Genomic DNA, 22,313 nt, shown 5'->3' on the forward strand with positions numbered 1-22,313 from the left:
GGCCGAGGGCTTGCCCCACAAACCCTCAACCAAAACCACAACCACCTGCTACTTAACGTATGCACGCGTCCACTACAAGACCACCCCACCCGGTGGCCCCCCACACATGCGGGGACCAGACCGGGACATGGGGTCATAGAGTTACGGCGGCCATAGCGTCAGGGAAACACCCGGTCCCATCCCGAACCCGGAAGTTAAGCCTGACAGCGCCAATGGTACTGCACCCGAGAGGCTGTGGGAGAGTAGGACGCCGCCGGACAATTCTTGAAGTAGGGCCATCCATTCCTGGATGGCCCTACTTTGATTTACGTCCCCCTCGCGCTTATGGGTGCTGACGTGGCCGATCGGTAGGTGTCCACAGCGGTGCCCTGTGACGCTCGTTCTCCACAGGGCGTGACGCTCTGGGCTGCCATGGTCGGCGAAGCCTGCGACCGTCCCGCTCGGAGGTGGTGCGCATGTCGGCGCAGACGGCAGGGGGCGACGTGGAGGTCGCCAACGAGGTGCGGCTGGTGGGCCGGGTGTCACGCGACCCGGAGCTGAAGGTGCTGCCCAGCGGGGACTCGGTGTGGACGTTGCGCGTGGTGGTGCCGCGCGCGCCGGCGAAGGCGCGAGCGCATCAGAGCGTGGACGCCCTCGAGTGCTGCGTGTGGGGCGGGCGCATCAAGCGCTCCGTGGCCGGTTGGCGGGCGGGTGACTGGGTGGCGGTCGAGGGCAGCCTGCGGCGTCGCTTCTTCCGCTCCGGGCAGGGAGCCACCTCCGTGGTGGAGGTGGAGGTGAGCTCCGGACGGCTCATCCGTCGTGCAGCGACCTGATCAGCACACCGAGGCTGGGCTTGGGCTGGAAGGACGTGGCCTTCTCGGGCAGCAGCCCGTCATTGCGCACGATCCGCAGGATCCGGTCGACGAGGGGGGCCGGCATGAGCACCGCCACCCCGACATCGGGACCCACCTGAGCCAGGGCGTCGTCGACCGTGTGGTGGTACCGGATGTCGCGTGGACCGTAGGGGAGCGCGGGGATCAGCTGGTCGTGGAGGAGCTGGACGGCCGTCCGGTCCGGCGGCACGGTGACCTTGAGCACGGCCCAGCGGTCGCTGTCGGTGATCACCACGTGGTCGGGGTCGAGAGCGGCGACGGCCGCCTCCGCCGTGGTCTCCTCGACGCCCATGCCCACGGCCGCCGCCGCCGCGAGCACGTCGTCGACCGAGGTGCCGGTCAGCACCCGGTGGATGGCGCCGAGGAAGAGCGGGGTGTCCTCCTGGTCGACGAGCATGGCCAGCCCGTAGTCGCTGGCGCTCCCCGGATCCCGGGTGTGCAGCCGCAGGTAGGCGGCGTACCGGTGATGACCGTCGGCGATCAGCGCGGTCTCCCGCGCGAGCAGATCCGCGATGGCGGCGAGCTCGTCGGGGTCGCGGATGGGCCAGACCCGGTGCTGCTGCCCGTTGCGGTCGGTGAAGTCGTGCTCGGGGACGCGGCGCTGCACGCGGGCGAGGAGGGCCCGCAACGGGGCCGGGCCGCGGTGCACCAGCAGGATGGGCGCCGGGTTCAGCTGCATCTGCGACATCCGGTCCGCCAGGTCGTCGGCCTGAGCCGGGTAGACGCCCTCGTGCGGCAGGATCGCGCGGTCCTCGGCGCGGGCGGCGCGTCGCGAGACGTCGAGCAGGCCCACGAGGCCACGGATCGTGATGCCCGCCGCGGTGTACTCGTGCAGGTAGAGCGCGGGCTCCTCGTCCCTGGTCATCTGGCCCTGGGCCCGCCACCGCTCCAGGCGCGCCGCGACGTCGCGATAAGGCCGCGCGAAGGCACGCGCCGAGCTGGGGTCTCCGATGCGCGAGGGGGCCAGCATGAGTGCCCGGAAGGGCACGAGACGCAGCGGCCCGCCGACGTACGGCGGGGTGACCACGGCGCTGGACTCCATCATCGCATCGTAGGGTGCGCGGACCAGTCCCACGTCACGAGGAGGCCCGCATGCTCGGCGTGTCCGGCACCAGCCTGTCCACCGACTACGACCTGGCGATGCTCGATCTGGACGGGGTGGTCTACATCGGGCCGGACGCCGTCCGGGGTGCGGCGGAGCACCTGGACCGGGCGCGCGAGTCCGGGATGCGGCTGGCCTTCATCACCAACAACGCCGCCCGGCCGCCGGAGGCCGTCGCGAGCCACCTGCAGGAGCTGGGGGTCACAGCGAGGCCCGAGGACGTCGTCACCTCCGCGCAGGCCGCGGCCCGGGTGCTGGTGGACCGCCTCGGCCCGGGCGCCAGGGTGGTGCTCCTGGGAGCCGCCGGCCTGGAGGAGGCGCTCGGCGCCGAAGGGCTGGTTGCGACGCACGTGGAGGACGACGACGCGGTGGCGCTGGTGACCGGCTACGGGCCGGAGGTGCGGTGGCGCCACATCATGCGGGCCGCGGTGCGGGTGCGCGACGGGCTCTGGTGGGTGGCCAGCAACACCGACTACACGATCCCCACCGCCTACGGCGTCGCGCCGGGCCACGGCGTGCTGGTGGACACCCTGGCCCGCTTCGCAGGGGTCTCGCCGGTGGTCGCCGGGAAGCCGGAGCGACCGCTGCTCGACGAGACCGTGCGCCGCGTCGGCGGGCGGCGCCCGCTCATGGTCGGGGACCGTCTGGACACCGACATCGAGGGCGCCCGCAACGCCGGGATCGACTCCCTGCTCGTGCTGACCGGGGTCACGGGGCTGCCCGAGCTGGTCGCGGCGCGCCCGCAGGAGCGACCGACGTACCTCGCCCGGGACCTGGGTGGGCTGCTGCGGGCCCACGAGGCGCCGAGGCTCACCGACGACAGGTGGGAGCTGGGCGGGTGGCGAGCGCGGGTCGCCGACGGCCGCCTGGAGGTCTCCGGCTCCGGGGAGGCAGAGGCGTGGTGGGCGGTCATCGCGTGCGCGGCGTGGGCCCACGTCGACGGGGGCGGCGACGTGCCCACCACCGACGACCTGGTGGCGCCCTGACGCGCGGACCCCGGCGGCCGGTAGCCTCGGAGCCATGACGCAGGAGCCCGTTCACCACGAGCACGACGCCGGTGACCAGCCGGGGCACCGGCCCGGTGAGCCGAGCGACCGCGAGGTCTCCGACGACCTGTGGGAGGGGGAGCGGGTGCGCACCGGCGACGCGCGGGTCGACTCCGTCCTCGCCGAGATCGAGGACCTGCGCGACCGGCCCGTGGAGGAGCACGTCGCGGCGTTCGAGCAGGCGCACGACAAGCTGCGCCGGGCCCTGGACGAGGTGCCCCCGGCGAGTACGAGCAGGGCGGGCACTCCCACGGGCATGGCGAAGCCCTCCCCGACAGACCCGGCGTAGGAGCCGGCCGATGCCACCGCGCCGACTCCGCCTCGACGCCGAGCTGGTGCGCCGGGGCCTGGCCAGGAGCCGAGACCACGCCAGCGAGCTGATCGCGGCCGGTCGGGTCAAGGTGTCCGGCGCGGTCGCCGGCAAGCCGGCGACCGGCGTGACGACCGACGTCGCGATCGTGGTGAGCGACGACCCGGATCGCCCCGACTACGCCTCCCGCGGCGGCCACAAGCTGGCCGGCGCCCTCGCAGCGTTCGGGCCGCTCGGGCTCGAGGTGGCCGGGCGGCGCTGCCTCGACGCCGGCGCGTCCACCGGCGGGTTCACCGACGTGCTGCTGCGCGCCGGGGCGGCGCAGGTCGTAGCGGTCGACGTCGGCTACGGGCAGCTCGTCTGGCGCCTGCAGAACGACGAGCGGGTGGTGGTCCACGACCGTACCAACGTCCGGGAGCTGACCCCCGAGCTCATCGGGGGACCGGTCGACCTGGTGGTAGGGGACCTGTCGTTCATCTCCCTGCCGTTGGTCCTGGACGCCCTCATCGGGGTGACGCGTGCGGACGGGGACCTCGCGCTCATGGTGAAGCCCCAGTTCGAGGTCGGCAAGGACCGCATCCCGAAGGGCGGCGTGGTGCGTGACCCGGGGCTCCGGGCGGAGGCCGTCATCGGCGTGGCCGACGCGGCCGCGGCGCGGGGCTGGGGCGCCGTCCAGGTGGCGACCAGCCCGCTGCCGGGGCCCTCGGGCAACGTGGAGTTCTTCCTCTGGCTGCGACGCGGCCCCGCGACGCTCACCGAGGAGGACATCCACGCCTGCGTGCGCCAAGCCGCGGCGCCGGGGGCGCCGGGTGAGAGGGTGGAGCCGTGACCGACCACTCGCCCGTGCGCCGCGTCCTCGTGCTCGCCCACACGGGGCGCGAGGAGGCTCGCGACGTCGCTCGAGCCTTCTGCAAGGGCCTCACCGGCGAGGGCATCGTCGTTCGGCTCCTGGCCGACGAGGCGGCCGACCTGGGGCTGGAGCCGATCGACTACGACCCCTGCATCGAGCTCACGGAGTCCGAGACCGACGCGAGCAGGGACTGCGAGATCACCTTGGTGATCGGCGGGGACGGCTCGATCCTGCGGGCCGCCGAGGTGACCCACGAGAGCCTCACTCCGGTCCTCGGCGTCAACCTGGGCCACGTGGGCTTCCTCGCGGAGGCCGAGCAGGACGACGTGGAGTCCACGCTCGCCGCGATCGTCGCTCGCGACTACACGCTCGAGGACCGGATGACGCTCGATGTCCGCGTCTACCGCGACGGTGAGCTGGTCACCAGCACCTTCGCGGTCAACGAGGCCAGCGTCGAGAAGGCCGCCCGTCAGCGGATGCTCGAAGTCGTCCTCGGCATCGACGGACGACCGCTGTCGCGCTGGGGCTGTGACGGCGTGGTGTGTGCGACCCCCACCGGCTCGACGGCCTACAACTTCAGCGCCGGGGGCCCCGTCGTGTGGCCGAGCGTCGAGGCCATGTGCATCGTGCCGCTGAGCGCGCACGCCCTGTTCGCCCGGCCCCTGGTCGTCGCTCCGACCTCGGTCGTGGCCATCGAGGTGCTCGCGCGCACCGAGGGTGCCGGGGTGCTCTGGTGCGACGGCCGCCGCACGGTCGACCTGCCGCCCGGAGCGCGGATCGAGGTACGCCGCGGCACCCAGCCGGTCCGGTTGGTCCGACTGCACGAGGCGCCGTTCACCGACCGCCTGGTGGCGAAGTTCGGCCTGCCCGTCGAGGGCTGGCGCGGCACCGCCGAGCGTCGCTTCCGGGGGGAGGAGGCATGATCGAGGAGATCCGCATCGGGTCCCTCGGGGTCATCGACTCCTCCGCGCTCGAGCTCGGGCCCGGGCTCACGGTCATCACCGGCGAGACCGGCGCCGGCAAGACCATGATCGTCACCGCGCTCGGCCTGCTGCTGGGCGGGCGCGCCGACACCGGAGCGGTCCGGAGGGGGTCCAAGACCGCCCGTGTCGAGGGGGTCGTGACCGTCTCCGACCTGCCCGGCCTGGCCGAGGCGATCGAGGAGGCCGGGGGAGTGGTGGAGGACGACCGGGTCGTCCTGGCCCGCAACGTCTCCGCCGAGGGGCGCTCGCGCGCGTTCGTCGGCGGCGCCTCGGTCCCGGTCGCCACCCTGGCCGAGGTCGCCCAGCCCCTGGTGGCAGTGCACGGCCAGTCCGACCAGCACCGCCTCCTGCAGGCGCGGGCCCAGCGTGAGGCACTGGACCGGTTCGGGGGCCCGGCGCTGGGTGCTGCGGCCGCCTCCTACGCGCGAGTGCACGAGCGGCTGGAGGGCGTCGAGTCCGAGCTCGTCGAGGTGGTCTCCAGCGCTCGGGAGCGGGCTCGCGAGGCCGACCTGTTGCGGTTCGGGCTCGAGGAGGTCGAGGCCGTCTCACCCGAGCCCGGCGAGGACGTGGAGCTGGCCGCCGAGGAGGCCCGGCTGGGGTTCTCCGACACCCTGCGTGCCGCGGCGGAGACGGCGCGCGAGGCGCTGAGCAGCGAGCAGCAGGCACCCGACGCGCTGGCCACCACGTCGGCCGCCCGCACCGCGCTGGACGGCGTCCGCCAGCACGATGCCGAGGCGGGCGAGCTCGCCGACCGGCTCGCCGAGGTCACCTACCTGCTCTCCGACGTGGCCGCCGACGTGGCGTCGTACGCCTCCCGCATCGACACCGACCCCGCCCGGCTCGCCGTGGTCTCCGAGCGCCGGGCCTCGCTCACCGCGCTCACCCGCAAGTACGGCGACAGCCTCGAGGAGGTCCTGGCGTGGGCGCAGGAGGCGTCCCGGCGGCTGCTGGACCTCGACTCCACCGACGACCGCATCGCCGAGCTCAAAGCCGAGCGCGAGACCCTGCGCACCCAGCTGGCGGGGGCCGCCGCCGAGCTCTCCCGCCTGCGGCAGGACGCCGCCGGACGGCTCGGCGACCAGGTCAGCGAGGAGCTGACCCTGCTGGCGATGCCGCACGCCCGGCTCACCGTCGCGGTGACCCAGACCGAGGCCGAGCCCAGCGAGGGCCGTCGGGCGCCGCTGCGGATCGGCACGAGGTGGCTGCGCTACTCCGCCCATGGCGTCGACGACGTGGAGCTCCTGCTGGCGGCCAACACCGGCTCCGAGGCTCGCCCCCTGGGCAAGGGGGCCTCGGGGGGCGAGCTGTCCCGGGTGATGCTCGCGGTCGAGGTGTCGCTGGCGGGCACCAGCCCCGTGCCGACCTTCGTCTTCGACGAGGTGGACGCGGGCGTGGGTGGTGCGGCGGCAGTCGAGGTCGGACGCCGCCTGGCGCAGCTGGCCCGGACGGCGCAGGTCCTCGTCGTGACCCACCTGCCCCAGGTCGCGGCCTACGCCGACCGGCACGTGGTGGTCGAGAAGTCGAGCGACGGCTCGGTCACGAGCTCGGGCCTGACGGTCCTCGACGACGAGAGCCGCGAGCGCGAGCTGTCGCGGATGCTGGCCGGGCTCACCGACTCCGACACCGCGTTGGCGCACGCCCGTGAGCTGCTCGAGGTGGCCCAGTCGGCGCGTGGACGCGGATAGATCACCGTTTCTGGGATACCCTGGTCTTCCGTGAAGAGCCCCACGCCGACCAAGCACGTGTTCGTGACCGGAGGCGTCGCCTCCTCCCTCGGGAAAGGGCTCACGGCTTCCAGCCTCGGCCGCCTGCTGCGCTCGCGCGGCCTGCGCGTGACCATGCAGAAGCTCGACCCCTACCTCAACGTCGACCCCGGGACGATGAACCCGTTCCAGCACGGCGAGGTCTTCGTGACCAACGACGGGGCCGAGACCGACCTCGACATCGGCCACTACGAGCGGTTCCTCGACACCGACCTGGGGCAGATCGCCAACGTCACGACCGGGCAGGTCTACTCCAGCGTGATCGCCAAGGAGCGTCGGGGCGACTACCTCGGGGACACCGTCCAGGTGATCCCGCACATCACCAACGAGATCAAGGAGCGCATCCTCGCGATGGGCTCCGGCACCGGGGACGGTGAGGTCGACGTGGTGATCACCGAGGTCGGCGGCACGGTCGGCGACATCGAGTCGCTGCCGTTCCTCGAGGCCGCCCGTCAGGTGCGCCACGACATCGGCCGCGCCAACTGCTTCTTCCTGCACGTCTCCCTCGTGCCCTACATCGGGCCCTCGGGGGAGCTGAAGACCAAGCCGACCCAGCACTCGGTGGCCGCGCTGCGCCAGGTCGGCATCCAGCCCGACGCCGTCGTCTGCCGCGCCGACCGGGAGCTGCCGCAGTCGATCAAGAAGAAGATCTCGCTGATGTGCGACGTCGACGAGGAGGCCGTCGTCACCGCGGCCGACGCCCCGTCGATCTACGACATCCCGAAGGTCCTGCACCGCGAGGGACTCGACGCCTACGTCGTGCGCCGTCTCGACCTGCCCTTTCGCGACGTCGACTGGACCCTCTGGGACGACCTGCTGCGCCGCGTGCACCACCCCAAGGAGGAGGTGACCGTCGCCCTGGTCGGCAAGTACATCGACCTGCCCGACGCCTACCTCTCGGTGGCCGAGGCGCTGCGCGCGGGCGGCTTCGCCCACGAGGCCAAGGTGCAGCTGAGGTGGGTCGCCTCCGACGAGTGCGCGACGCCCGCCGGCGCCCACAAGCACCTCCACGACGTCGACGCGGTCTGCGTGCCGGGGGGCTTCGGCGTCCGCGGCATCGAGGGCAAGCTGGGGGCCCTGACCTACGCGCGCACCCACGGCATCCCGACGCTGGGTCTGTGTCTGGGCCTGCAGTGCATGGTCATCGAGTACGCACGATCGGTGGCCGGCCTGTCCAAGGCCGCGTCCACCGAGTTCGACCCGGACTGCCCCGAGCCGGTGATCGCGACGATGGAGGAGCAGAAGTCCATCGTGGCGGGCGCCGGCGACCTGGGCGGCACGATGCGGCTGGGCCTCTACCCCGCCGAGCTCGCGCCGGGCACCGTCGTACGCGAGGCCTACGGCGAGGCCACGATCCAGGAGCGCCACCGGCACCGCTACGAGGTCAACAACGCCTACCGCGACCAGCTCCTGGAGGCCGGCCTGGTCTTCTCGGGCACCAACACCGACCTGGGCCTGGTGGAGTTCGTCGAGCTGCCTCGCGAGGTGCACCCCTACTACGTGTCCACCCAGGCTCACCCCGAGCTGCGCTCCCGGCCCACCCGCCCGCACCCGCTGTTCGCCGGCCTCATCGGCGCGGCGATCGAGCGTCAGAAGGAGCTCCGCTTCCCGATCGACGAGAGCGCCCTGCGCCGCGCCGACGCCGACGACTGAGCCGTCGCCAACGGCGCCACATCCCCGCTGACCCGTCAGAGAGTGTGTGACGGGTCAGCGCTGGTGAGGGGGGACCGATAGCGTCGGCGGGGTGAGCAACCCGGAGATCGCGGACGTCGAGGAGCACTGGCCGGTCGAGGACAGCGTGGAGGTGTACGACGGGGGCGGCTGGGTGGTGCGCGTCCGCGCGGACCGGGTACGCCGGCCGGGTCACCCCGCGGAGAGGCCGTTCACGCGGGTGGTCGTCGAGCATCCGGGCGCGGCTGTCGTCCTCGCCGTTGACGATGAGGACCGCGCCCTGTGCCTGTGGCAGTACCGCCACCCGGTGGGCCGCCGGCTCGTGCAGCTCCCGGCGGGGCTGCTCGACGTCCCCGGCGAGGAGCCGGCCGAGGTGGCGCGTCGCGAGCTGCGTGAGGAGGCCGGGCTCGAGGCGAGCGAGTGGACCCACCTGGCGACGATGCTCTCCTCTCCGGGCCTCACCGAGGAGCGGGCGCACTACTTCCTGGCGCGCGGCCTCACCGACGTGGGGAGAGGCGACTTCGAGCTCGAGCACGAGGAGGCCGAGATGGAGGTCGGCTGGGTGCCGCTCGACGAGCTCCGCGACGCCGTACTCTGCGGCGCGGTCGCCGACGCCCACGTGGCGATCGCGGTGCTCACGGCGCAGGCACGGGGGCTCACGTCCTCATGAGCTGTCCGGCCAACGGCCGTGTCGCGGGTGGCTCCGGGCGATAGTGTCGCCGGGTGGCGCCCCAGCGCCGCCCGGCGGAAGGAGCTGCAGGTGAAGGTCGGCGTGCCGAAGGAAGTCAAGAACCACGAGTACCGCGTCGCGATCACTCCGGTAGGGGTGCACGAGCTGACCGCGCGCGGCCATGAGGTCGTGGTCGAGCTGGGCGCGGGGGTCGGCTCCTCGATCCTGGACGAGGAGTACGTCGCGGCCGGCGCGCGGATCCTGGACTCCGCCGACGAGGTGTGGGGCTCGGTGGACCTGGTGCTCAAGGTCAAGGAGCCGGTGGCCGAGGAGTACCACCGGCTGCGTGAGGGTCTGACGCTGTTCACCTACCTGCACCTGGCGGCCGACAAGCCGCTGACCGAGGCCCTGCTGGCGAGCGGGGTCACCGCGATCGCCTACGAGACCGTGCAGCTGCCCTCGGGTGGGCTGCCGCTGCTGTATCCGATGTCGGAGGTCGCGGGGTGTCTGGCGCCGCAGGTCGGCGCGCACAGCCTGCTGAAGGCCGAGGGGGGGAGGGGTGTGCTGATGGGCGGGGTCGGTGGGGTGGCCAATGCCAAGGTCGTGATCATCGGGGCGGGGGTCTCGGGGCAGAACGCCGCGAACATCGCGCTGGGGATGGGCGCTGACGTGACGTTGCTGGACACCGACCTGGACAAGTTGCGGATGTCGTTTTGGCGCTACAGCAACCGGGTGCACGGGCTGGCCTCCTCCAAGCTGGCGGTGGAGCAGCAGGTGATGGAGGCCGACCTGGTGATCGGTGCGGTGCTGATCCCGGGGGCGGCGGCGCCCAAGCTGGTCTCCAACGAGCTGGTCTCGCGGATGAAGCCGGGCTCGGTGCTGGTCGACATCGCGGTCGACCAGGGCGGTTGCTTCGAGGACACCCATGCCACGACGCACGCGGACCCGACCTACCAGGTGCACGGCTCGACGTTCTACTGCGTGGCGAACATGCCCGGTGCGGTGCCGAACACCTCGACGTACGCGCTGACCAACGCGACGCTGCCCTACACGGTCAAGCTGGCCGACCAGGGGTGGGCGCAGGCGAGCCGGCAGGACCACAGCCTGGCGCTGGGGCTCAACACCCATGCCGGGCACCTCACCAACGGGCCTGTCGGGGAGGCCGTCGGCTTCGAGGCGGTCGCCCTGGAGAGCGTGCTGGGCTGAGTTGGGCGACACGACCCGGCCGGCCGACGTCGGCAAGGACATCGAGCGGGCGATCCGCACCTACCTCGAGCACCTCTCGGTGGAGAAGGGCCTGGCGGCCAACACCCTGACGTCGTACCGTCGCGACCTGCGGCGCTACCGAGCGCACCTCGCGGCCGAGGGCGTCGAGCGGTTGGACCAGGTGAGCGAGGCGACCGTGGCCGGGTTCCTGATGCGGCTGCGAGAGGGGGACGAGGACCACCAACCGCTCAGTGCCACCTCGGCCGCCCGGACCGTCGTCGCGGTGCGGGGCTTCCACAAGTTCGCGGTGGCCGACGGCCTGGCCACGCTGGACCCGGCCAGCGGCGTGAAGCCGCCGACCCCGGCCAAGCGGCTGCCCAAGGCGCTGCCGCTCTCCGACGTCGAGGCGATCCTGGAGGCGGCCGGTGCTCCGGGCACGACGCTGGCACTGCGCGACCGAGCGCTGCTCGAGGTGCTCTACGGCACCGGGGCCCGGATCTCCGAGGCCGTGGGCCTCGATGTGGACGACCTCGACGACGTCGACGGCACGGTCCTGCTGCGGGGCAAGGGCAGCAAGGAGCGCCTGGTGCCGATCGGCTCATACGCCCGCGAGGCACTGTCGGCCTACCTGGTGCGGGCCCGGCCCGAGCTGGTGGCCGCCGGCTCCGGGAGGGTCGGTGGCGCGCTCTTCCTGAACGCCCGCGGCGGTCGCCTCTCGCGCCAGTCCGCGTGGGCGGTGCTGGTCAAAGCGGCCGACCGCGCCGGCATCACGCGCGACGTCTCGCCGCACACGATGCGCCACTCCTTCGCCACGCACCTGCTCGACGGCGGCGCCGACGTCCGCGTCGTGCAGGAGCTGCTCGGTCACGCCTCGGTGACCACGACCCAGGTCTACACGCTGGTCACCGTCGACAACCTGCGCGAGGTCTTCGCGACCGCGCACCCCCGGGCGCGCGACTGAGTCCGGGGACGTTGGGGAGAATGGCCAGCGTGAGCCCCCCACGCGCCTTCGCCCATCCTTGCGACGACCCGGCCCTGACCGCCGCGGGCGACACCGCCCGGGACCTGGTCGCGCGTGCCCGGTGGCACCACGTCCTGACGGTCCTGGACGCACGGTGAGCGACCTCCTCGACGAGATCACCACGGCGGTCGCCGCACGTGGCCTGGAGCTGTACCCGCACCAGGAGGAGGCCATCCTCGCGCTGCTCTCCGGTGACAACGTGGTGCTCGCGACCCCGACCGGCTCCGGCAAGTCGCTGGTGGCGGAGGCCGCGCACCACGCCGCGCTCGCCGAGGACCGGGTGTCGTTCTACACCGCGCCCATCAAGGCGCTGGTGAGCGAGAAGTTCTTCGCCCTGTGCGCGGTCTTCGGAGCCGAGAACGTCGGCATGCTCACCGGCGACGCCTCGGTCAACGTCGACGCCCCCATCATCTGCTGCACCGCCGAGGTGCTCGCCAACATCGCCCTGCGCGAGGGCGCCGATGCCGACGTCGGGCTGGTGGTGATGGACGAGTTCCACTACTACGCCGAGCCGGACCGCGGCTGGGCCTGGCAGGTGCCGATCCTGGCGCTACCGCACGCGCAGTTCCTGCTGATGTCGGCGACCCTGGGCGACGTCAGCGACATCGCCGTGGACCTGAGCCGGCGTACCGGTCGGGAGACCGCCGTCGTCGATGATGCCGAGCGGCCGGTGCCGCTGTCGTTCGAGTGGTCGCTCACCCCCCTCGACGAGACCGTGCAGCGGCTCGTCGAGGAGCGGCAGGCCCCGGTCTACGTCGTGCACTTCACGCAGAAGGACGCCGTGGAGCACGCCACCAGCCTGCTCTCGCCGAGCTCGGCCATCGGGAAGCTCAGCCAGGCCGACAAGGACGCGATCGCCGAGGTGATCGGCGGGTTCCGCTTCGGCTCGGGCTTCGGCAAGACGCTGTCCAAGATGGTGCGCCGGGGGATCGGCATCCACCACGCCGGCATGCTGCCGCGCTATCGCCGCCTCGTGGAGCAGCTCGCCCAGGCGGGACTGCTCACCGTCATCTGCGGCACCGACACCCTCGGGGTGGGCATCAATGTCCCGATCCGCACCGTGCTGTTCACCGGGCTGGCGAAGTTCGACGGCAGCCGGCAGCGGATCCTGCGCACCCGGGAGTTCCTGCAGATCGCCGGCCGCGCCGGACGGGCCGGGTTCGACACGGCCGGGTACGTCGTCGTCCAGGCGCCAGAGCACGTCATCGAGAACGACCGTGCCCGCAAGAAGGCCGACGCCAAGAACGCCTCGATGAGCGCGGAGAAGCAGGCCAAGCGCAAGAGCAAGGCGCAGCTCAAGAAGCCGCCCGAGGGCATGGTCGTGTGGACCGAGCAGACCTTCGAGAAGCTGGTCAACGGCGAGTCCGAGCGGCTGCAGTCGCGGATGAGGGTCGACAACGCGATGCTCGTCAACGTCCTCGCCCGCGAGGAGGACGCCTTCCCGGTGCTCCGCAGCCTGCTCCAGGACAACCACGAGGATCGCCGCAGCCAGCTGCGGCTCAGCCGGCGCGCGCTGCGCCTGGTGCGCAGCCTGGTTCGCTCCGGCACGGTGACGCGCCTCGACGAGCCCGACGAGTTCGGTCGGCGCTACGTCCTCACGGTCGACCTCCCGGAGGACTTCGCCCTCAACCAGCCGCTGGCGCACTTCGCCCTGGCCGCGCTCGACGTCCTGGATCCGGAGAGCGAGACCTACACCCTCGACGTCGTCTCGGTGATCGAGGCGGTGCTCGAGGCGCCTCGGCAGATCCTGTTCGCCCAGCAGCGCGCCGCGCGCGGCGTCGCGATCGGGGAGATGAAGGCCGACGGCATCGAGTACGACGAGCGGATGCTGCTGCTGGACGCCATCACCTGGCCGCAGCCGCTCGCCGAGCTGCTGGAGGGCGTCTACGAGATCTACCGCGGCACCCACCCGTGGCTGCGTGAGGACGCGCTGGACCCGAAGTCGATCGTGCGCGAGATGTACGAGCAGGGGATGAGCTTCACCGACTTCGTCGGCCGTTATGAGCTGGCGCGCTCCGAGGGGCTGGTGCTCCGCTACCTCACCGACGCCTACCGCACCCTTCGCCAGACGGTCCCCGAGGCACACCGCACGCCCGAGCTCGACGACCTCGTCGAGTGGCTGGGGGAGACCGTGCGCCAGACCGACTCCTCGCTGCTCGACGAGTGGGAGGCGCTCTCAGACCCCGAGCACGTGGCCCGGACGGTCGCCGAGGGCACGCCGCCGCCGATGAACCGGCCGATCAGCGCTCAGGAGCGGCCGTTCACGATCATGATCCGCAACGCGATGTTCCGCCGGGTCGAGCTGGTCGCGCGCGACGACCTGGACGGGCTGATGGCCCTGGAGCGCGCCGCTGCGGACCGCACCGACCCGCCCGGCGAGGTGATCATGACGCGCTCCGCGTGGGATGCCGCGATCGAGGAGTACTACGCCGAGCACGACCGCGTCGACCTGGGCCCCGACGCCCGGGGCCCGTCACTGCTCGCCGTACAGCGCAGCGGTCGGCGGTGGGAGGTCCGTCAGACCATCCACGACCCCGAGGGCAACCACGACTGGGTGATCGAGGCGGTGGTCGACCTGGACGTCTCCGACGAGCTCGGCGAGCTGGTCCTCACCACCACCGCGATGCGCTGCCTGGGCGACTGAGGACCGGGCGTCAGGGGTTGCGCTCGCAGCGGACCTCGCGCTCCGCGTCGCAGATGTCGTTGCGCTCTCGCCCGTCCGCCCGGTCGAGGCCCGGTCCGCCGACGAGGATCTCCGTGAACGGACCTCCGAGGAGGCGGTCGTCGCCCTGCTCGCCGTAGGCTCGTGCTCTCGAGTTGGCCGCCTCGAAGCAGCCGAACTCGCCCCGCACGACGCGCACCTCGAGGCTGTCGTCACCGTCGCCGCCGCGCGCCACCGGGCCGCACCCGAGCGCCTGCAGCTCGTTGGGCCCGGCATCACCGATCGCGAGCGCGACGGGCGCGAACGCCTCGGCGTTCTCGAAGCCGCGTAGCTCCACCGTGGACTCGGCATAGCCCGGGTCGGGCTCCACTCCGGGGATGACCCGGAACCTGAGCTGCTGGTCAGCCAGCGAGGCGGTGGCACTCGAGGGGTGGTAGGAGTACGCCAGGATCGTGTCCCGGCCGCCTCCGCCGTCGACCGGCGCCGACATCGTGATGTCGTCGCTCACCTTCACCTCGTCGTCCCCGCCGCCCATGAGGACCTCGTAGGACGCTCTGTCGGGGTTGTAGAACCAGATCGACTCCGAGGCGGGCCCGCCTCGGAAGGTCAGCGGCCCGGTCCCCCAGGGGAGGTCGAACTCCTCGAACCCGCCCCAGCGCGTCAGCACGGTGCCCTCGTAGGTCGCGGTGCCGGCCGCGTTGTCGAACATCCAGGCACCGGGGCCGCCCGACAGCTGCCCCCCCGGCCCGAGGTCGCTGGCGTCGAGCTCGTCGCGTCCCAGGCCGCCGCGCAGGCGTGAGCTGGTCTGGCCGACCCCACGTGCGAAGAGACGGTCGTCGCCGGGTCCGAGGTTGACCTGGTCGTGGTTGGGCCGTCCTCGGACGCCGCTGGTGACCTGGTCGTCCCCGCGGCCGGTGCTCACCACGTCGCGACCCGGCCCGGCCTCCACCCGGTCCAGCACGAGCGAGCTGCTCGCGGTGTATCGGTCGTCACCGCCAGCGAGGCGGATGTCGGTCTTGTGGGGGCTCCGCACGCGGTCCACGACCCGGTCGTCCCCCTCGCCCGCACCGACGCGCACCTTGGTCTGCTTCGTGGTGCCGGTGCCGACGACGCAGATGAGGTCGTCGCCACCCAGGGCGGCCACGGTCGTCGGGGCGGTCGCGACGATGACGTCGCGCCCGCGGGTGCCCCGCACGTGGCCCTTGCCTACGATCGTGGCGTCCTGGCCCAGGCACGTCGGGGGTCGCTTGGACTCGGCCTGGGCCGGGGAGGTGGCCGGGAGGGCGGCGAGCCCGGCGGCGAGCACGGCGAGGGAGGCGGCAGCGGGGCTCAGGCGCACGGGGGACTCCGATGTTCGGGGGGTCCGGCCACGTTACGCCGCGGAGCCGGTGTTGTCCGGGGAAAGCCGCGCCGTCGCGCTGGACCAGTGGTCCGTATTCGTCCACAGGAAACTGACAGGCTCCCCGCTGCCTGTGCACAGGAGCGCGCGCGAGTGCACACCTCGTGCACAGATCGCCCTGCCGCCTGTGGGATCGTGGCGACGTCTTGGCGCGTCGCCCGGACCGGACCTAGAGTCCCCGGCGAGCCTGCGCAATGTCGTCGTGTCGACATTGTGTGATGGGGAGCAGACCCCCGACGGCACCCCGACGATGCAGCAGGAGTGGCACATGAGCGACCACGGGACGTACCCCGGATCCGCCGGCAGCAGTGCCTTCGACATGCCCCCGCGGGTGCCGGTCCCTTCCCCACCAGCAGGAGATGAGCACACCGTGTCCGACCCCCTTCCCTTCGAGCGCCCCCAGCGCGAGGGAGTCCCCGAGATGGCCGCCAGCAACGAGGCGCCCTCGACGACGACGGTGGAGCGCGACCCGGTGCTCGAGGGCACCGAGGTCGCCGAGGTCGTCCTCGGCCCCACCGGTCGGCCGATGCCGTTCCTTCCCGAGCCGCGGCCGGTCTCCGGGCCGACCCGTGCGCGGGTCATCTCGATGTGCAACCAGAAGGGTGGTGTCGGCAAGACCACGACGACCATCAACCTGGGGGCGGCGCTGGCCGAGCACGGCCGCAAGGTGCTGCTCGTCGACTTCGACCCGCAGGGCTCGCTGTCGGTCGGCCTGGGTCTCAACCCGCACGAGATGGACCTGTCCATCTACAACCTGCTCATGCAGCGCGACGTCAGCGTCGAGGACGTCGTGGTGCCCACCCGGGTGCCCGGCATGGACCTGCTGCCCTCCAACATCGACCTGTCCGCCGCCGAGGTGCAGCTCGTGCACGAGGTGGCCCGGGAGCAGACGCTGCAGCGGGTGCTCGCGCCGGCCATGGACAAGTACGACGTCATCCTCATCGACTGCCAGCCCTCCCTGGGCCTGCTCACGGTCAACGCGCTCACCGCCTCCAACGGCGTGATCATCCCGCTGGAGTGCGAGTACTTCGCCCTGCGCGGCGTGGCACTGCTCAAGACGACCATCGACAAGGTGCGCGAGCGGCTCAACCCGAACCTGGAGATCGACGGCGTGCTCGGCACCATGTTCGACGGCCGCACCCTGCACTCGCGCGAGGTCATGGACCGCCTCGTGCAGGCCTGGGGCGACAAGGTGTTTCACACCGTCATCCGCAGGACCGTGAAGTTCTCCGACGCCACGGTCGCCGGCGAGCCGATCACGTCGTACGCCTCGACGTCCGGCGGCGCCGACGCCTACCGCCAGCTGTCCAAGGAGGTGCTCGCCCGGTGCCTCGACGCGTGAGCATGCCCACGGCCGACGACCTCTTCCGCCCGACCGCCGTCCACGCGGTCCCCGACGCGCCGGAGGTCACCGACGACGCCGGGCAGGCGCCCGAGCCCGCGGTCCCCAAGCCGAGCGGCCGGATCCGGCACGACGAGAAGATGACGGTCTACGTCACCTCCGACGAGCTGCTGCACATCGAGCAGGCGCGCCTCACGCTGCGCAGCGCTCACGGGCTGGCCGTCGACCGTGGCCGCCTGGTGCGCGAGGCGGTGGCGCTGGTGCTGGCCGACTTCGACGCCCAGGGCGACGACAGCGGGCTGGTGCGGCGGCTGACCGAGGGATGACTCCCCGATGACCGCGCTCGCCGCTCCCGGCGAGGCGGGTGAAGGCACGCCGGGCTTCGAGCTCCGGCTGGACAACTTCGAGGGCCCCTTCGACCTCCTGCTGAGCCTGATCTCCAAGCACAAGCTCGACATCACCGAGGTCGCGCTCTCCCGGGTGACCGACGAGTTCATCGCCCACGTCAAGGCCGGGGGGCCGGTCTGGGACCTTGAGCAGACCACCTCCTTCCTGCTGGTGGCCTCGACGCTGCTCGACCTCAAGGCGGCGCGGCTGCTGCCGCAGGGCGACGTCGAGGACGAGGAGGACCTGGCGCTGCTGGAGGCGCGCGACCTGCTCTTCGCGCGGCTCATGCAGTACAAGGCCTTCAAGCAGGTCGCCTCGTTCCTGGACGTGCGGCTCGCCGAGGAGTCGCGGCGCTACCCCCGCGCGGTGGGACTCGAGGAGCGCTACGCCAACCTGCTGCCGGAGGTGCTGATCGGGCTCGGCCTGGAGCAGTTCGCCGAGCTCGCCGCCAAGGCGCTGGCGCCCAAGCAGGTGCAGGAGGTGTCGCTGCAGCACATCCACGCCAACAAGGTCAGCGTGCGCGAGCAGGCCGCCCTGGTGGTCGACCGGCTGCGCCGCACCGGCACCATGACCTTCCGTGCCCTGTGCGGCGACTCGCCCGACCGGCTGACGACCGTGGCGCGGTTTCTGTCGCTGCTCGAGCTGTTCCGCGAGGGGGCGGTGTCCTTCGAGCAGGTGACCGCGCTCGGCGAGCTCACCATTCGGTGGACCGGCGCCGACGACGACGAGATCGAGATCACCGACGAGTTCGACGGGGCGCCGCCGCCCGAGCCTCAGGCGCCCGCCCCCGCTGACGAGGAGACCCCATGAGTGACACCCGGCCCGAGTCGCCGACCGACGACGGCGAGCTGCTCGCCGTACCGCTGGCGGAGCTGCGACCCGCCCTGGAGGCGGTGCTCATGGTCTCCGACCAGCCCCTCGACGACGTGAGCCTGGCCTCCACCGTCGGCTACCCCGCCGAGGAGGTCTCCGCGGCGCTGCGCGAGCTGGCCGAGGAGTACACCGCACAGGGACGCGGCTTCGAGCTGCGCAACGTCGCGGGCGGCTGGCGCTTCTACTCGCGCGACGAGTACGCCCCGGTCGTCGAGGCGTTCGTCCTGGAGGGCCAGCACGGCCGGCTCACCCAGGCGGCGCTGGAGACGCTCGCCGTGGTCGCCTACAAGCAGCCGGTCTCGCGCGCGCGGATCTCCGCGATCCGCGGCGTGAACGTCGACGGCGTCATGCGCACCCTGATCTCGCGCGGCCTGGTCGAGGAGGCCGGCCAGGACGGCGAGACCGGTGCCAACCTCTTCCGCACGACCAGCTACTTCCTGGAGCGGATCGGCGTGACGTCCGTGGAGGACCTGCCCGAGCTCGCGCCGTACCTGCCCGACCTGGACGACCTCGAGGACGAGCTCGCCGAGATGGCGGCCTCCGAGAGCGTGCACGAGGGACCCGCCGGCGGTGCCGAGGCGGTGCCCCAGTCGGAGCCCCAGTCGGAGCGGCAGTCGGAGCGGCAGCCGTGAGCCGCGAGGTCGCGACCGACGAGGACGGCCTGATCCGGCTGCAGAAGCTCCTGGCGCAGTCGGGGGTGGCCTCGCGCCGCAAGTGCGAGGAGCTGATGCTCGACGGGGAGGTCGAGGTGGACGGCGAGGTGGTCACCCGGCTCGGCACCAAGGTCGACCCGCGCACCGCGGTCATCCGGGTCTCGGGCAAGCGGCTGCCGCCGGTGTCGGACCTGGTCTACCTGGTGCTCAACAAGCCCACGGGCGTGGTGTCGACGATGTCGGACCCCGAGGGCCGGCGCACCATCTCCGACCTGGTCGAGCATCGCTCCGAGCGGCTCTTCCACGTCGGCCGCCTCGACACCGACACCTCGGGACTGCTGCTGCTCACCAACGACGGTGACTTCGCCCAGCGCATGGCCCACCCCTCGTACGAGGTGGACAAGACCTATGTCGCCGAGGTGGGAGGCGAGGTCAGCAAGGCGACCGTCGCCCGACTGCTGGCCGGGGTGACGCTCGAGGACGGCCCGGTAACGGTGTCGTCGGCGCGCGTGGTGGCGGCGGCGCCCGACAAGTCCATCGTCGAGCTGGTCATCCACGAGGGACGCAACCGGATCGTGCGTCGGCTGCTCGACGAGGTCGGCCACCCGGTCCGCAAGCTCACCCGCACCGCCATCGGCCCGGTCGCCCTCGGCACGCTCAAGCCCGGCCACCTGCGCGAGCTCACGCTCGACGAGCTCGGCGAGCTGTTGGACGGGGCGCAGCTGTAGGCAGGGGATGGATACCCGGCTGACCGGGTATCCATCCACCCGGCCGCGAGCGGCGTAGCGTGACGCCGTGGACACCCAGGCACCCGTCCCCGCCGCGCTGCGGCCGTACGTCGCCTGGCTGAGCGCCTACGACGTGGTCGGGCCGCCGGGCATCCACCGCGGGCTGCCGGGCACCTCGCTGACGTTCGTGCTGCCGATCGGGGCGCCGCTGGACGTGGCGTGGAGCGGCGATCCCGGGTCGAGGGGCGCGGTCTGGTCCAGCGTGGCCGGGCTGCACGCGGCGCCGGCCGAGATCCGCCACGACGGTCACCAGGAGGGGTTCTTCCTGGCGCTCACGACCGCGGGCGCAAGGGCGCTGCTCGGGCTGCCGGCCGCGGCGATCGCGGGGGAGCTGCTGACCCTGGACGACCTGGTCCCTGCCCTGCGCCACCTGCCCGAGCAGCTGCACCAGTCGCTGACCTGGACCGACCGCGCCGCCACGTTGCACCGGGCGCTCACCACCGCCCTCGCCGCCGGGGGAGCTCCCGAGGCGCGGGCCGAGGTGGGGCGCGCGCTCGCGCGGCTGGCACGTGGCGCCGCGGTCGCCGACGTGGCCGAGGAGGTCGGCTACAGCCGGCGCCACCTGCGCAACCTCGTGGTGGCCGAGACCGGGCTCAGCCCCAAGGAGTACCAGCGCGTCGCCCGCTTCGAGACCAGCCGCGACCAGGTGCTGGCCGCGGCGCGGCGCGGCGGCACGCTCGCCGAGGTGGCCGCCAATTGCGGGTATGCCGACCAGTCCCACCTGGCCCGCGAGTGGCGCGAGCTGGCGGGCTGTGCGCCGACCACGTGGCTGCGCGAGGAGTTCCCAGACGTCCAAGCCGGCGGCGTACCCGTCGGGTGAGGGTGGGGCCATGACCTCGACGACCAGCAGAGCAGCAGAGATCCGGCACTGGCAGACGATGAGCTTCCGCGACGCGGACGCGATGATGCGCTGGCTCGGCGCCCTCGGCTTCACCGAGCACGCCACCTACCGCGACGAGCACGACCCCTCGGTGGTGATGCACGCCGAGTGGGTGTGGGCCGGAGGCGGGGTGATGTTCGGCTCCGTGCGCCCCGACGCCGCGGTCGACAACGCCGGCGGCTCCGCGGCGTACCTGGTCACCGACGACCCCGACGACCTGTTCGAGCGCGCCGTGGCGGCCGGAGCGAGCGTCCTGAGGCCCATGGTCGACCAGGACTACGGCGGTCGCGGCGGCAGCGTCATCGATCCAGAGGGCAACCACTGGTCAATCGGGAGCTACCAGCCCCGATAGCATCGCGGGGTGCCAGTCAGAGCCGTCCGCGGCGCCACCCAACTCGATGTCGACCAGCGCGAGCACCTGCTCGAGCGGGTCTCGGAGATGGTCACGGACGTGATGACGTCCAACGGCCTGGAGGTCGACGACTTCATCTCCGTGATCTTCACCGCCACCTCGGACGTGGTCTCGGAGTTTCCGGCGTACGCCGCCCGCCAGCTCGGGTTCGGCGAGGTGCCGTTGATCTGCGCGCGCGAGCTCGAGATCGCGGGCTCCATGCCGCGCGTGGTGCGCATGATGGCGCACATCGAGACCGACCTTCCGCGCGCCGACATCACCCACGTCTACCTTCACGGCGCCGCCGCGCTGCGCAGCGACCTGAGCCGCGTGCGGTCGGTCCCCGATGAGTGACTGCGATGAGCGACCGGCATGAGTGACGCGCTCGTCGGTCCGGTCGAGATCGTCGGCGCCGGCCTCATCGGCACCTCCATCGCACTGGCCTGCCGCCGGGCCGGGCTCGAGGTGCTGCTGACCGACCCCTCCGACGACCACCTGCGCACCGCCTCCGGCCTCGGTGCCGGTCGTGCGAGTGCTCCCGGCGACAAGCCCCAGCTGGTCGTGGTCGCGGTGCCGCCGGACCACCTGGCGCAGGAGATCAGACGCGCGCTCGCGGGCGACGCGGTGGTGACCGACGTCGGCAGCGTCAAGGCCGCCCCCCTGGCGGCGCTGGCCGGCCTGCCCGGCATCGCCCGGTACGTCGGCGGGCATCCGATGGCGGGCAGTGAGCGCTCCGGGCCCCTGGCGGCCAGTGCGGCGCTCTTCGACGGCCGGCCCTGGGCCGTCACGCCCCACCCGGAGTCCGACGCCGCCGCGGTGGATCTGGTCGAGGGGCTTGTGGCGCTGTGCGGGGCGGTGCCGGTTCGGCTGACCCCGGACGAGCACGACAAGGCCGTCGCCCGCACCTCGCACGTCCCGCACCTCATGGCGTCCCTCGCTGCCGGGGCCCTGGCCGGCGCCCCGGCCGACCACTTGGCGCTCTCCGGCCAGGGCGTGCGCGACGTCACCCGGGTTGCCGCCGGCGACCCTGCCCTCTACGGGCAGATCGTGGCAGGCAACGCGGTGGCGGTGGGTGCCTTGCTGGCGGGGGTCCGCGATCGCCTCGACACAGTCATCGAGGCCCTGGCGGCCGGGGACCGCGCGGGCGTCGAGCGGGTCCTAGGCGAGGGCGTCCGTGGGACCCGCTCGATCCCGGGCAAGCACGGCGGCGCGCCGCGTCCGACCGGAGCGGTGTTCGTGGCCGTCCCCGACCACCCCGGCGAGCTCGCGCGGCTGTTCGCCGACGCGGGGGAGAGCGGCGTCAACATCGAGGACGTGCGGATCGACCACGACCCGGGTCGTCCCGTGGGCCTGGTGGAGCTGATCGTCGATGAGGATCGCGCCGAGCACTTGCTGGACTCTCTCGAATCACGGGGTTGGGTGACTCACCGGTAGGGTCACCTCC

23 protein-coding genes and 1 rRNA gene are annotated in these 22,313 nt (G+C 72.5%); 22 read left to right on the forward strand and 2 right to left on the reverse strand.

Going from position 1 to position 22,313, the window contains the following annotated elements:
- The first annotated feature begins 142 nt into the window (after positions 1-142).
- Both rrf and LRP67_RS20545 read left to right on the forward strand, forming a co-directional pair.
- A 5S ribosomal RNA gene (gene rrf / locus LRP67_RS20540) occupies positions 143-259 on the forward strand.
- 196 nt (positions 260-455) lie between these two features.
- The gene (locus LRP67_RS20545) at positions 456-812 is read left to right on the forward strand and encodes a single-stranded DNA-binding protein (protein WP_231272082.1); all 357 of its coding nucleotides are present in this window, start codon (positions 456-458) and stop codon (positions 810-812) included.
- On the opposite strand, the gene LRP67_RS20550 is transcribed toward LRP67_RS20545, so the two are convergent.
- Positions 790-1,914 carry a DUF1015 family protein gene (locus tag LRP67_RS20550; protein ID WP_231272084.1) on the reverse strand — a complete coding sequence of 375 codons (1,125 nt, stop codon included), beginning with the start codon at positions 1,912-1,914 and terminating at the stop codon, positions 790-792. The two genes, LRP67_RS20545 and LRP67_RS20550, sit on opposite strands and share 23 nt — an antisense overlap.
- Positions 1,915-1,964: 50 nt before the next feature.
- On the opposite strand from LRP67_RS20550, the gene LRP67_RS20555 reads away from it, so the two are divergent.
- The 11 genes from LRP67_RS20555 to LRP67_RS20600 all read left to right on the forward strand — a co-directional run bounded on the left by LRP67_RS20555 (position 1,965) and on the right by LRP67_RS20600 (position 14,138).
- The gene (locus tag LRP67_RS20555; RefSeq protein WP_231272086.1) at positions 1,965-2,960 is read left to right on the forward strand and encodes an HAD-IIA family hydrolase; all 996 of its coding nucleotides are present in this window, start codon (positions 1,965-1,967) and stop codon (positions 2,958-2,960) included.
- Between the two features lie 34 nt (positions 2,961-2,994).
- Positions 2,995-3,309, forward strand: a complete 315-nt coding sequence (locus LRP67_RS20560; protein ID WP_231272088.1) for a hypothetical protein — start codon at positions 2,995-2,997, stop codon at positions 3,307-3,309.
- 10 nt (positions 3,310-3,319) lie between these two features.
- Entirely contained in the window at positions 3,320-4,159 is an 840-nt protein-coding gene (locus LRP67_RS20565; RefSeq protein ID WP_231272090.1) for a TlyA family RNA methyltransferase, read from the forward strand.
- Positions 4,156-5,103, forward strand: a complete 948-nt coding sequence (locus LRP67_RS20570; RefSeq protein WP_231272092.1) for an NAD kinase — start codon at positions 4,156-4,158, stop codon at positions 5,101-5,103. Before LRP67_RS20565 ends, LRP67_RS20570 begins: the two co-directional genes overlap by 4 nt.
- A complete protein-coding gene (gene recN / locus LRP67_RS20575) occupies positions 5,100-6,848 on the forward strand; it encodes a DNA repair protein RecN (RefSeq protein WP_231272094.1) in 1,749 nt (582 codons plus the stop codon). Before LRP67_RS20570 ends, recN begins: the two co-directional genes overlap by 4 nt.
- A 30-nt stretch (positions 6,849-6,878) precedes the next feature.
- A complete protein-coding gene (locus tag LRP67_RS20580; protein ID WP_231272096.1) occupies positions 6,879-8,579 on the forward strand; it encodes a CTP synthase in 1,701 nt (566 codons plus the stop codon).
- 91 nt (positions 8,580-8,670) lie between these two features.
- Positions 8,671-9,267, forward strand: a complete 597-nt coding sequence (locus LRP67_RS20585) for an NUDIX domain-containing protein (RefSeq protein WP_231272097.1) — start codon at positions 8,671-8,673, stop codon at positions 9,265-9,267.
- Positions 9,268-9,357: 90 nt separating this feature from the next.
- Positions 9,358-10,473: an alanine dehydrogenase gene (gene ald, locus LRP67_RS20590; RefSeq protein WP_231272099.1), complete on the forward strand. Its 1,116-nt coding sequence runs from the start codon at positions 9,358-9,360 to the stop codon at positions 10,471-10,473.
- Between the two features lies 1 nt (position 10,474).
- Complete coding sequence (gene xerD / locus LRP67_RS20595) at positions 10,475-11,434, forward strand: site-specific tyrosine recombinase XerD (RefSeq protein WP_231272101.1); 960 nt, start codon at positions 10,475-10,477, stop codon at positions 11,432-11,434.
- A 29-nt stretch (positions 11,435-11,463) separates the two neighbouring features.
- A complete protein-coding gene (locus LRP67_RS21700; protein ID WP_269211915.1) occupies positions 11,464-11,592 on the forward strand; it encodes a hypothetical protein in 129 nt (42 codons plus the stop codon).
- Positions 11,556-14,138 (forward strand): DEAD/DEAH box helicase, encoded by a 2,583-nt coding sequence (locus LRP67_RS20600; RefSeq protein ID WP_374107433.1) that lies wholly within the window; start codon positions 11,556-11,558, stop codon positions 14,136-14,138. Before LRP67_RS21700 ends, LRP67_RS20600 begins: the two co-directional genes overlap by 37 nt.
- Positions 14,139-14,148: 10 nt before the next feature.
- Here LRP67_RS20600 and LRP67_RS20605 read toward each other — a convergent pair whose 3' ends face one another.
- Positions 14,149-15,495 (reverse strand): hypothetical protein, encoded by a 1,347-nt coding sequence (locus LRP67_RS20605; protein ID WP_231272105.1) that lies wholly within the window; start codon positions 15,493-15,495, stop codon positions 14,149-14,151.
- Positions 15,496-15,976: 481 nt separating this feature from the next.
- Here LRP67_RS20605 and LRP67_RS20610 point away from each other — a divergent pair, with 481 nt between their 5' ends.
- The 9 genes from LRP67_RS20610 to LRP67_RS20650 all read left to right on the forward strand — a co-directional run bounded on the left by LRP67_RS20610 (position 15,977) and on the right by LRP67_RS20650 (position 22,303).
- Complete coding sequence (locus tag LRP67_RS20610) at positions 15,977-16,897, forward strand: ParA family protein (protein ID WP_374107434.1); 921 nt, start codon at positions 15,977-15,979, stop codon at positions 16,895-16,897.
- A 2-nt stretch (positions 16,898-16,899) separates the two neighbouring features.
- Positions 16,900-17,223: a hypothetical protein gene (locus tag LRP67_RS20615; protein ID WP_269211919.1), complete on the forward strand. Its 324-nt coding sequence runs from the start codon at positions 16,900-16,902 to the stop codon at positions 17,221-17,223.
- A gap of 7 nt (positions 17,224-17,230) precedes the next feature.
- Positions 17,231-18,094 (forward strand): ScpA family protein, encoded by an 864-nt coding sequence (locus LRP67_RS20620; RefSeq protein ID WP_231272108.1) that lies wholly within the window; start codon positions 17,231-17,233, stop codon positions 18,092-18,094.
- A complete protein-coding gene (gene scpB / locus LRP67_RS20625; protein ID WP_231272109.1) occupies positions 18,091-18,789 on the forward strand; it encodes an SMC-Scp complex subunit ScpB in 699 nt (232 codons plus the stop codon). The genes LRP67_RS20620 and scpB overlap by 4 nt, the downstream gene beginning before the upstream one ends.
- Positions 18,786-19,538, forward strand: coding sequence for a pseudouridine synthase (locus LRP67_RS20630; protein WP_231272110.1), 753 nt, complete (start codon positions 18,786-18,788; stop codon positions 19,536-19,538). The genes scpB and LRP67_RS20630 overlap by 4 nt, the downstream gene beginning before the upstream one ends.
- A gap of 67 nt (positions 19,539-19,605) precedes the next feature.
- Positions 19,606-20,418, forward strand: coding sequence for an AraC family transcriptional regulator (locus tag LRP67_RS20635; protein ID WP_231272112.1), 813 nt, complete (start codon positions 19,606-19,608; stop codon positions 20,416-20,418).
- A 10-nt stretch (positions 20,419-20,428) separates the two neighbouring features.
- The gene (locus LRP67_RS20640) at positions 20,429-20,830 is read left to right on the forward strand and encodes a VOC family protein (RefSeq protein WP_231272114.1); all 402 of its coding nucleotides are present in this window, start codon (positions 20,429-20,431) and stop codon (positions 20,828-20,830) included.
- A gap of 9 nt (positions 20,831-20,839) precedes the next feature.
- Positions 20,840-21,223: a chorismate mutase gene (aroH, locus tag LRP67_RS20645; protein WP_231272116.1), complete on the forward strand. Its 384-nt coding sequence runs from the start codon at positions 20,840-20,842 to the stop codon at positions 21,221-21,223.
- An 18-nt stretch (positions 21,224-21,241) separates the two neighbouring features.
- A complete protein-coding gene (locus LRP67_RS20650) occupies positions 21,242-22,303 on the forward strand; it encodes a prephenate dehydrogenase (protein ID WP_231272118.1) in 1,062 nt (353 codons plus the stop codon).
- Positions 22,304-22,313: the final 10 nt, after the last annotated feature.

This window comes from Nocardioides sp. cx-169, assembly GCF_021083605.1.
Lineage (GTDB): Bacteria > Actinomycetota > Actinomycetes > Propionibacteriales > Nocardioidaceae > Nocardioides.

Excerpts from the sequence above, each read along its gene's own strand:
- LRP67_RS20545 (WP_231272082.1), top strand. The coding sequence starts at position 456 with ATGTCGGCGCAGACGGCAGGGGGCGACGTGGAGGTCGCCAACGAGGTG.
- LRP67_RS20550 (WP_231272084.1), bottom strand. The coding sequence starts at position 1,914 with ATGGAGTCCAGCGCCGTGGTCACCCCGCCGTACGTCGGCGGGCCGCTG.
- LRP67_RS20555 (WP_231272086.1), top strand. The coding sequence starts at position 1,965 with ATGCTCGGCGTGTCCGGCACCAGCCTGTCCACCGACTACGACCTGGCG.
- LRP67_RS20560 (WP_231272088.1), top strand. The coding sequence starts at position 2,995 with ATGACGCAGGAGCCCGTTCACCACGAGCACGACGCCGGTGACCAGCCG.
- LRP67_RS20565 (WP_231272090.1), top strand. The coding sequence starts at position 3,320 with ATGCCACCGCGCCGACTCCGCCTCGACGCCGAGCTGGTGCGCCGGGGC.
- recN (WP_231272094.1), top strand. The coding sequence starts at position 5,100 with ATGATCGAGGAGATCCGCATCGGGTCCCTCGGGGTCATCGACTCCTCC.
- LRP67_RS20610 (WP_374107434.1), top strand. The coding sequence starts at position 15,977 with ATGGCCGCCAGCAACGAGGCGCCCTCGACGACGACGGTGGAGCGCGAC.
- LRP67_RS20615 (WP_269211919.1), top strand. The coding sequence starts at position 16,900 with ATGCCCACGGCCGACGACCTCTTCCGCCCGACCGCCGTCCACGCGGTC.
- LRP67_RS20620 (WP_231272108.1), top strand. The coding sequence starts at position 17,231 with ATGACCGCGCTCGCCGCTCCCGGCGAGGCGGGTGAAGGCACGCCGGGC.
- scpB (WP_231272109.1), top strand. The coding sequence starts at position 18,091 with ATGAGTGACACCCGGCCCGAGTCGCCGACCGACGACGGCGAGCTGCTC.
- LRP67_RS20640 (WP_231272114.1), top strand. The coding sequence starts at position 20,429 with ATGACCTCGACGACCAGCAGAGCAGCAGAGATCCGGCACTGGCAGACG.
- LRP67_RS20650 (WP_231272118.1), top strand. The coding sequence starts at position 21,242 with ATGAGTGACGCGCTCGTCGGTCCGGTCGAGATCGTCGGCGCCGGCCTC.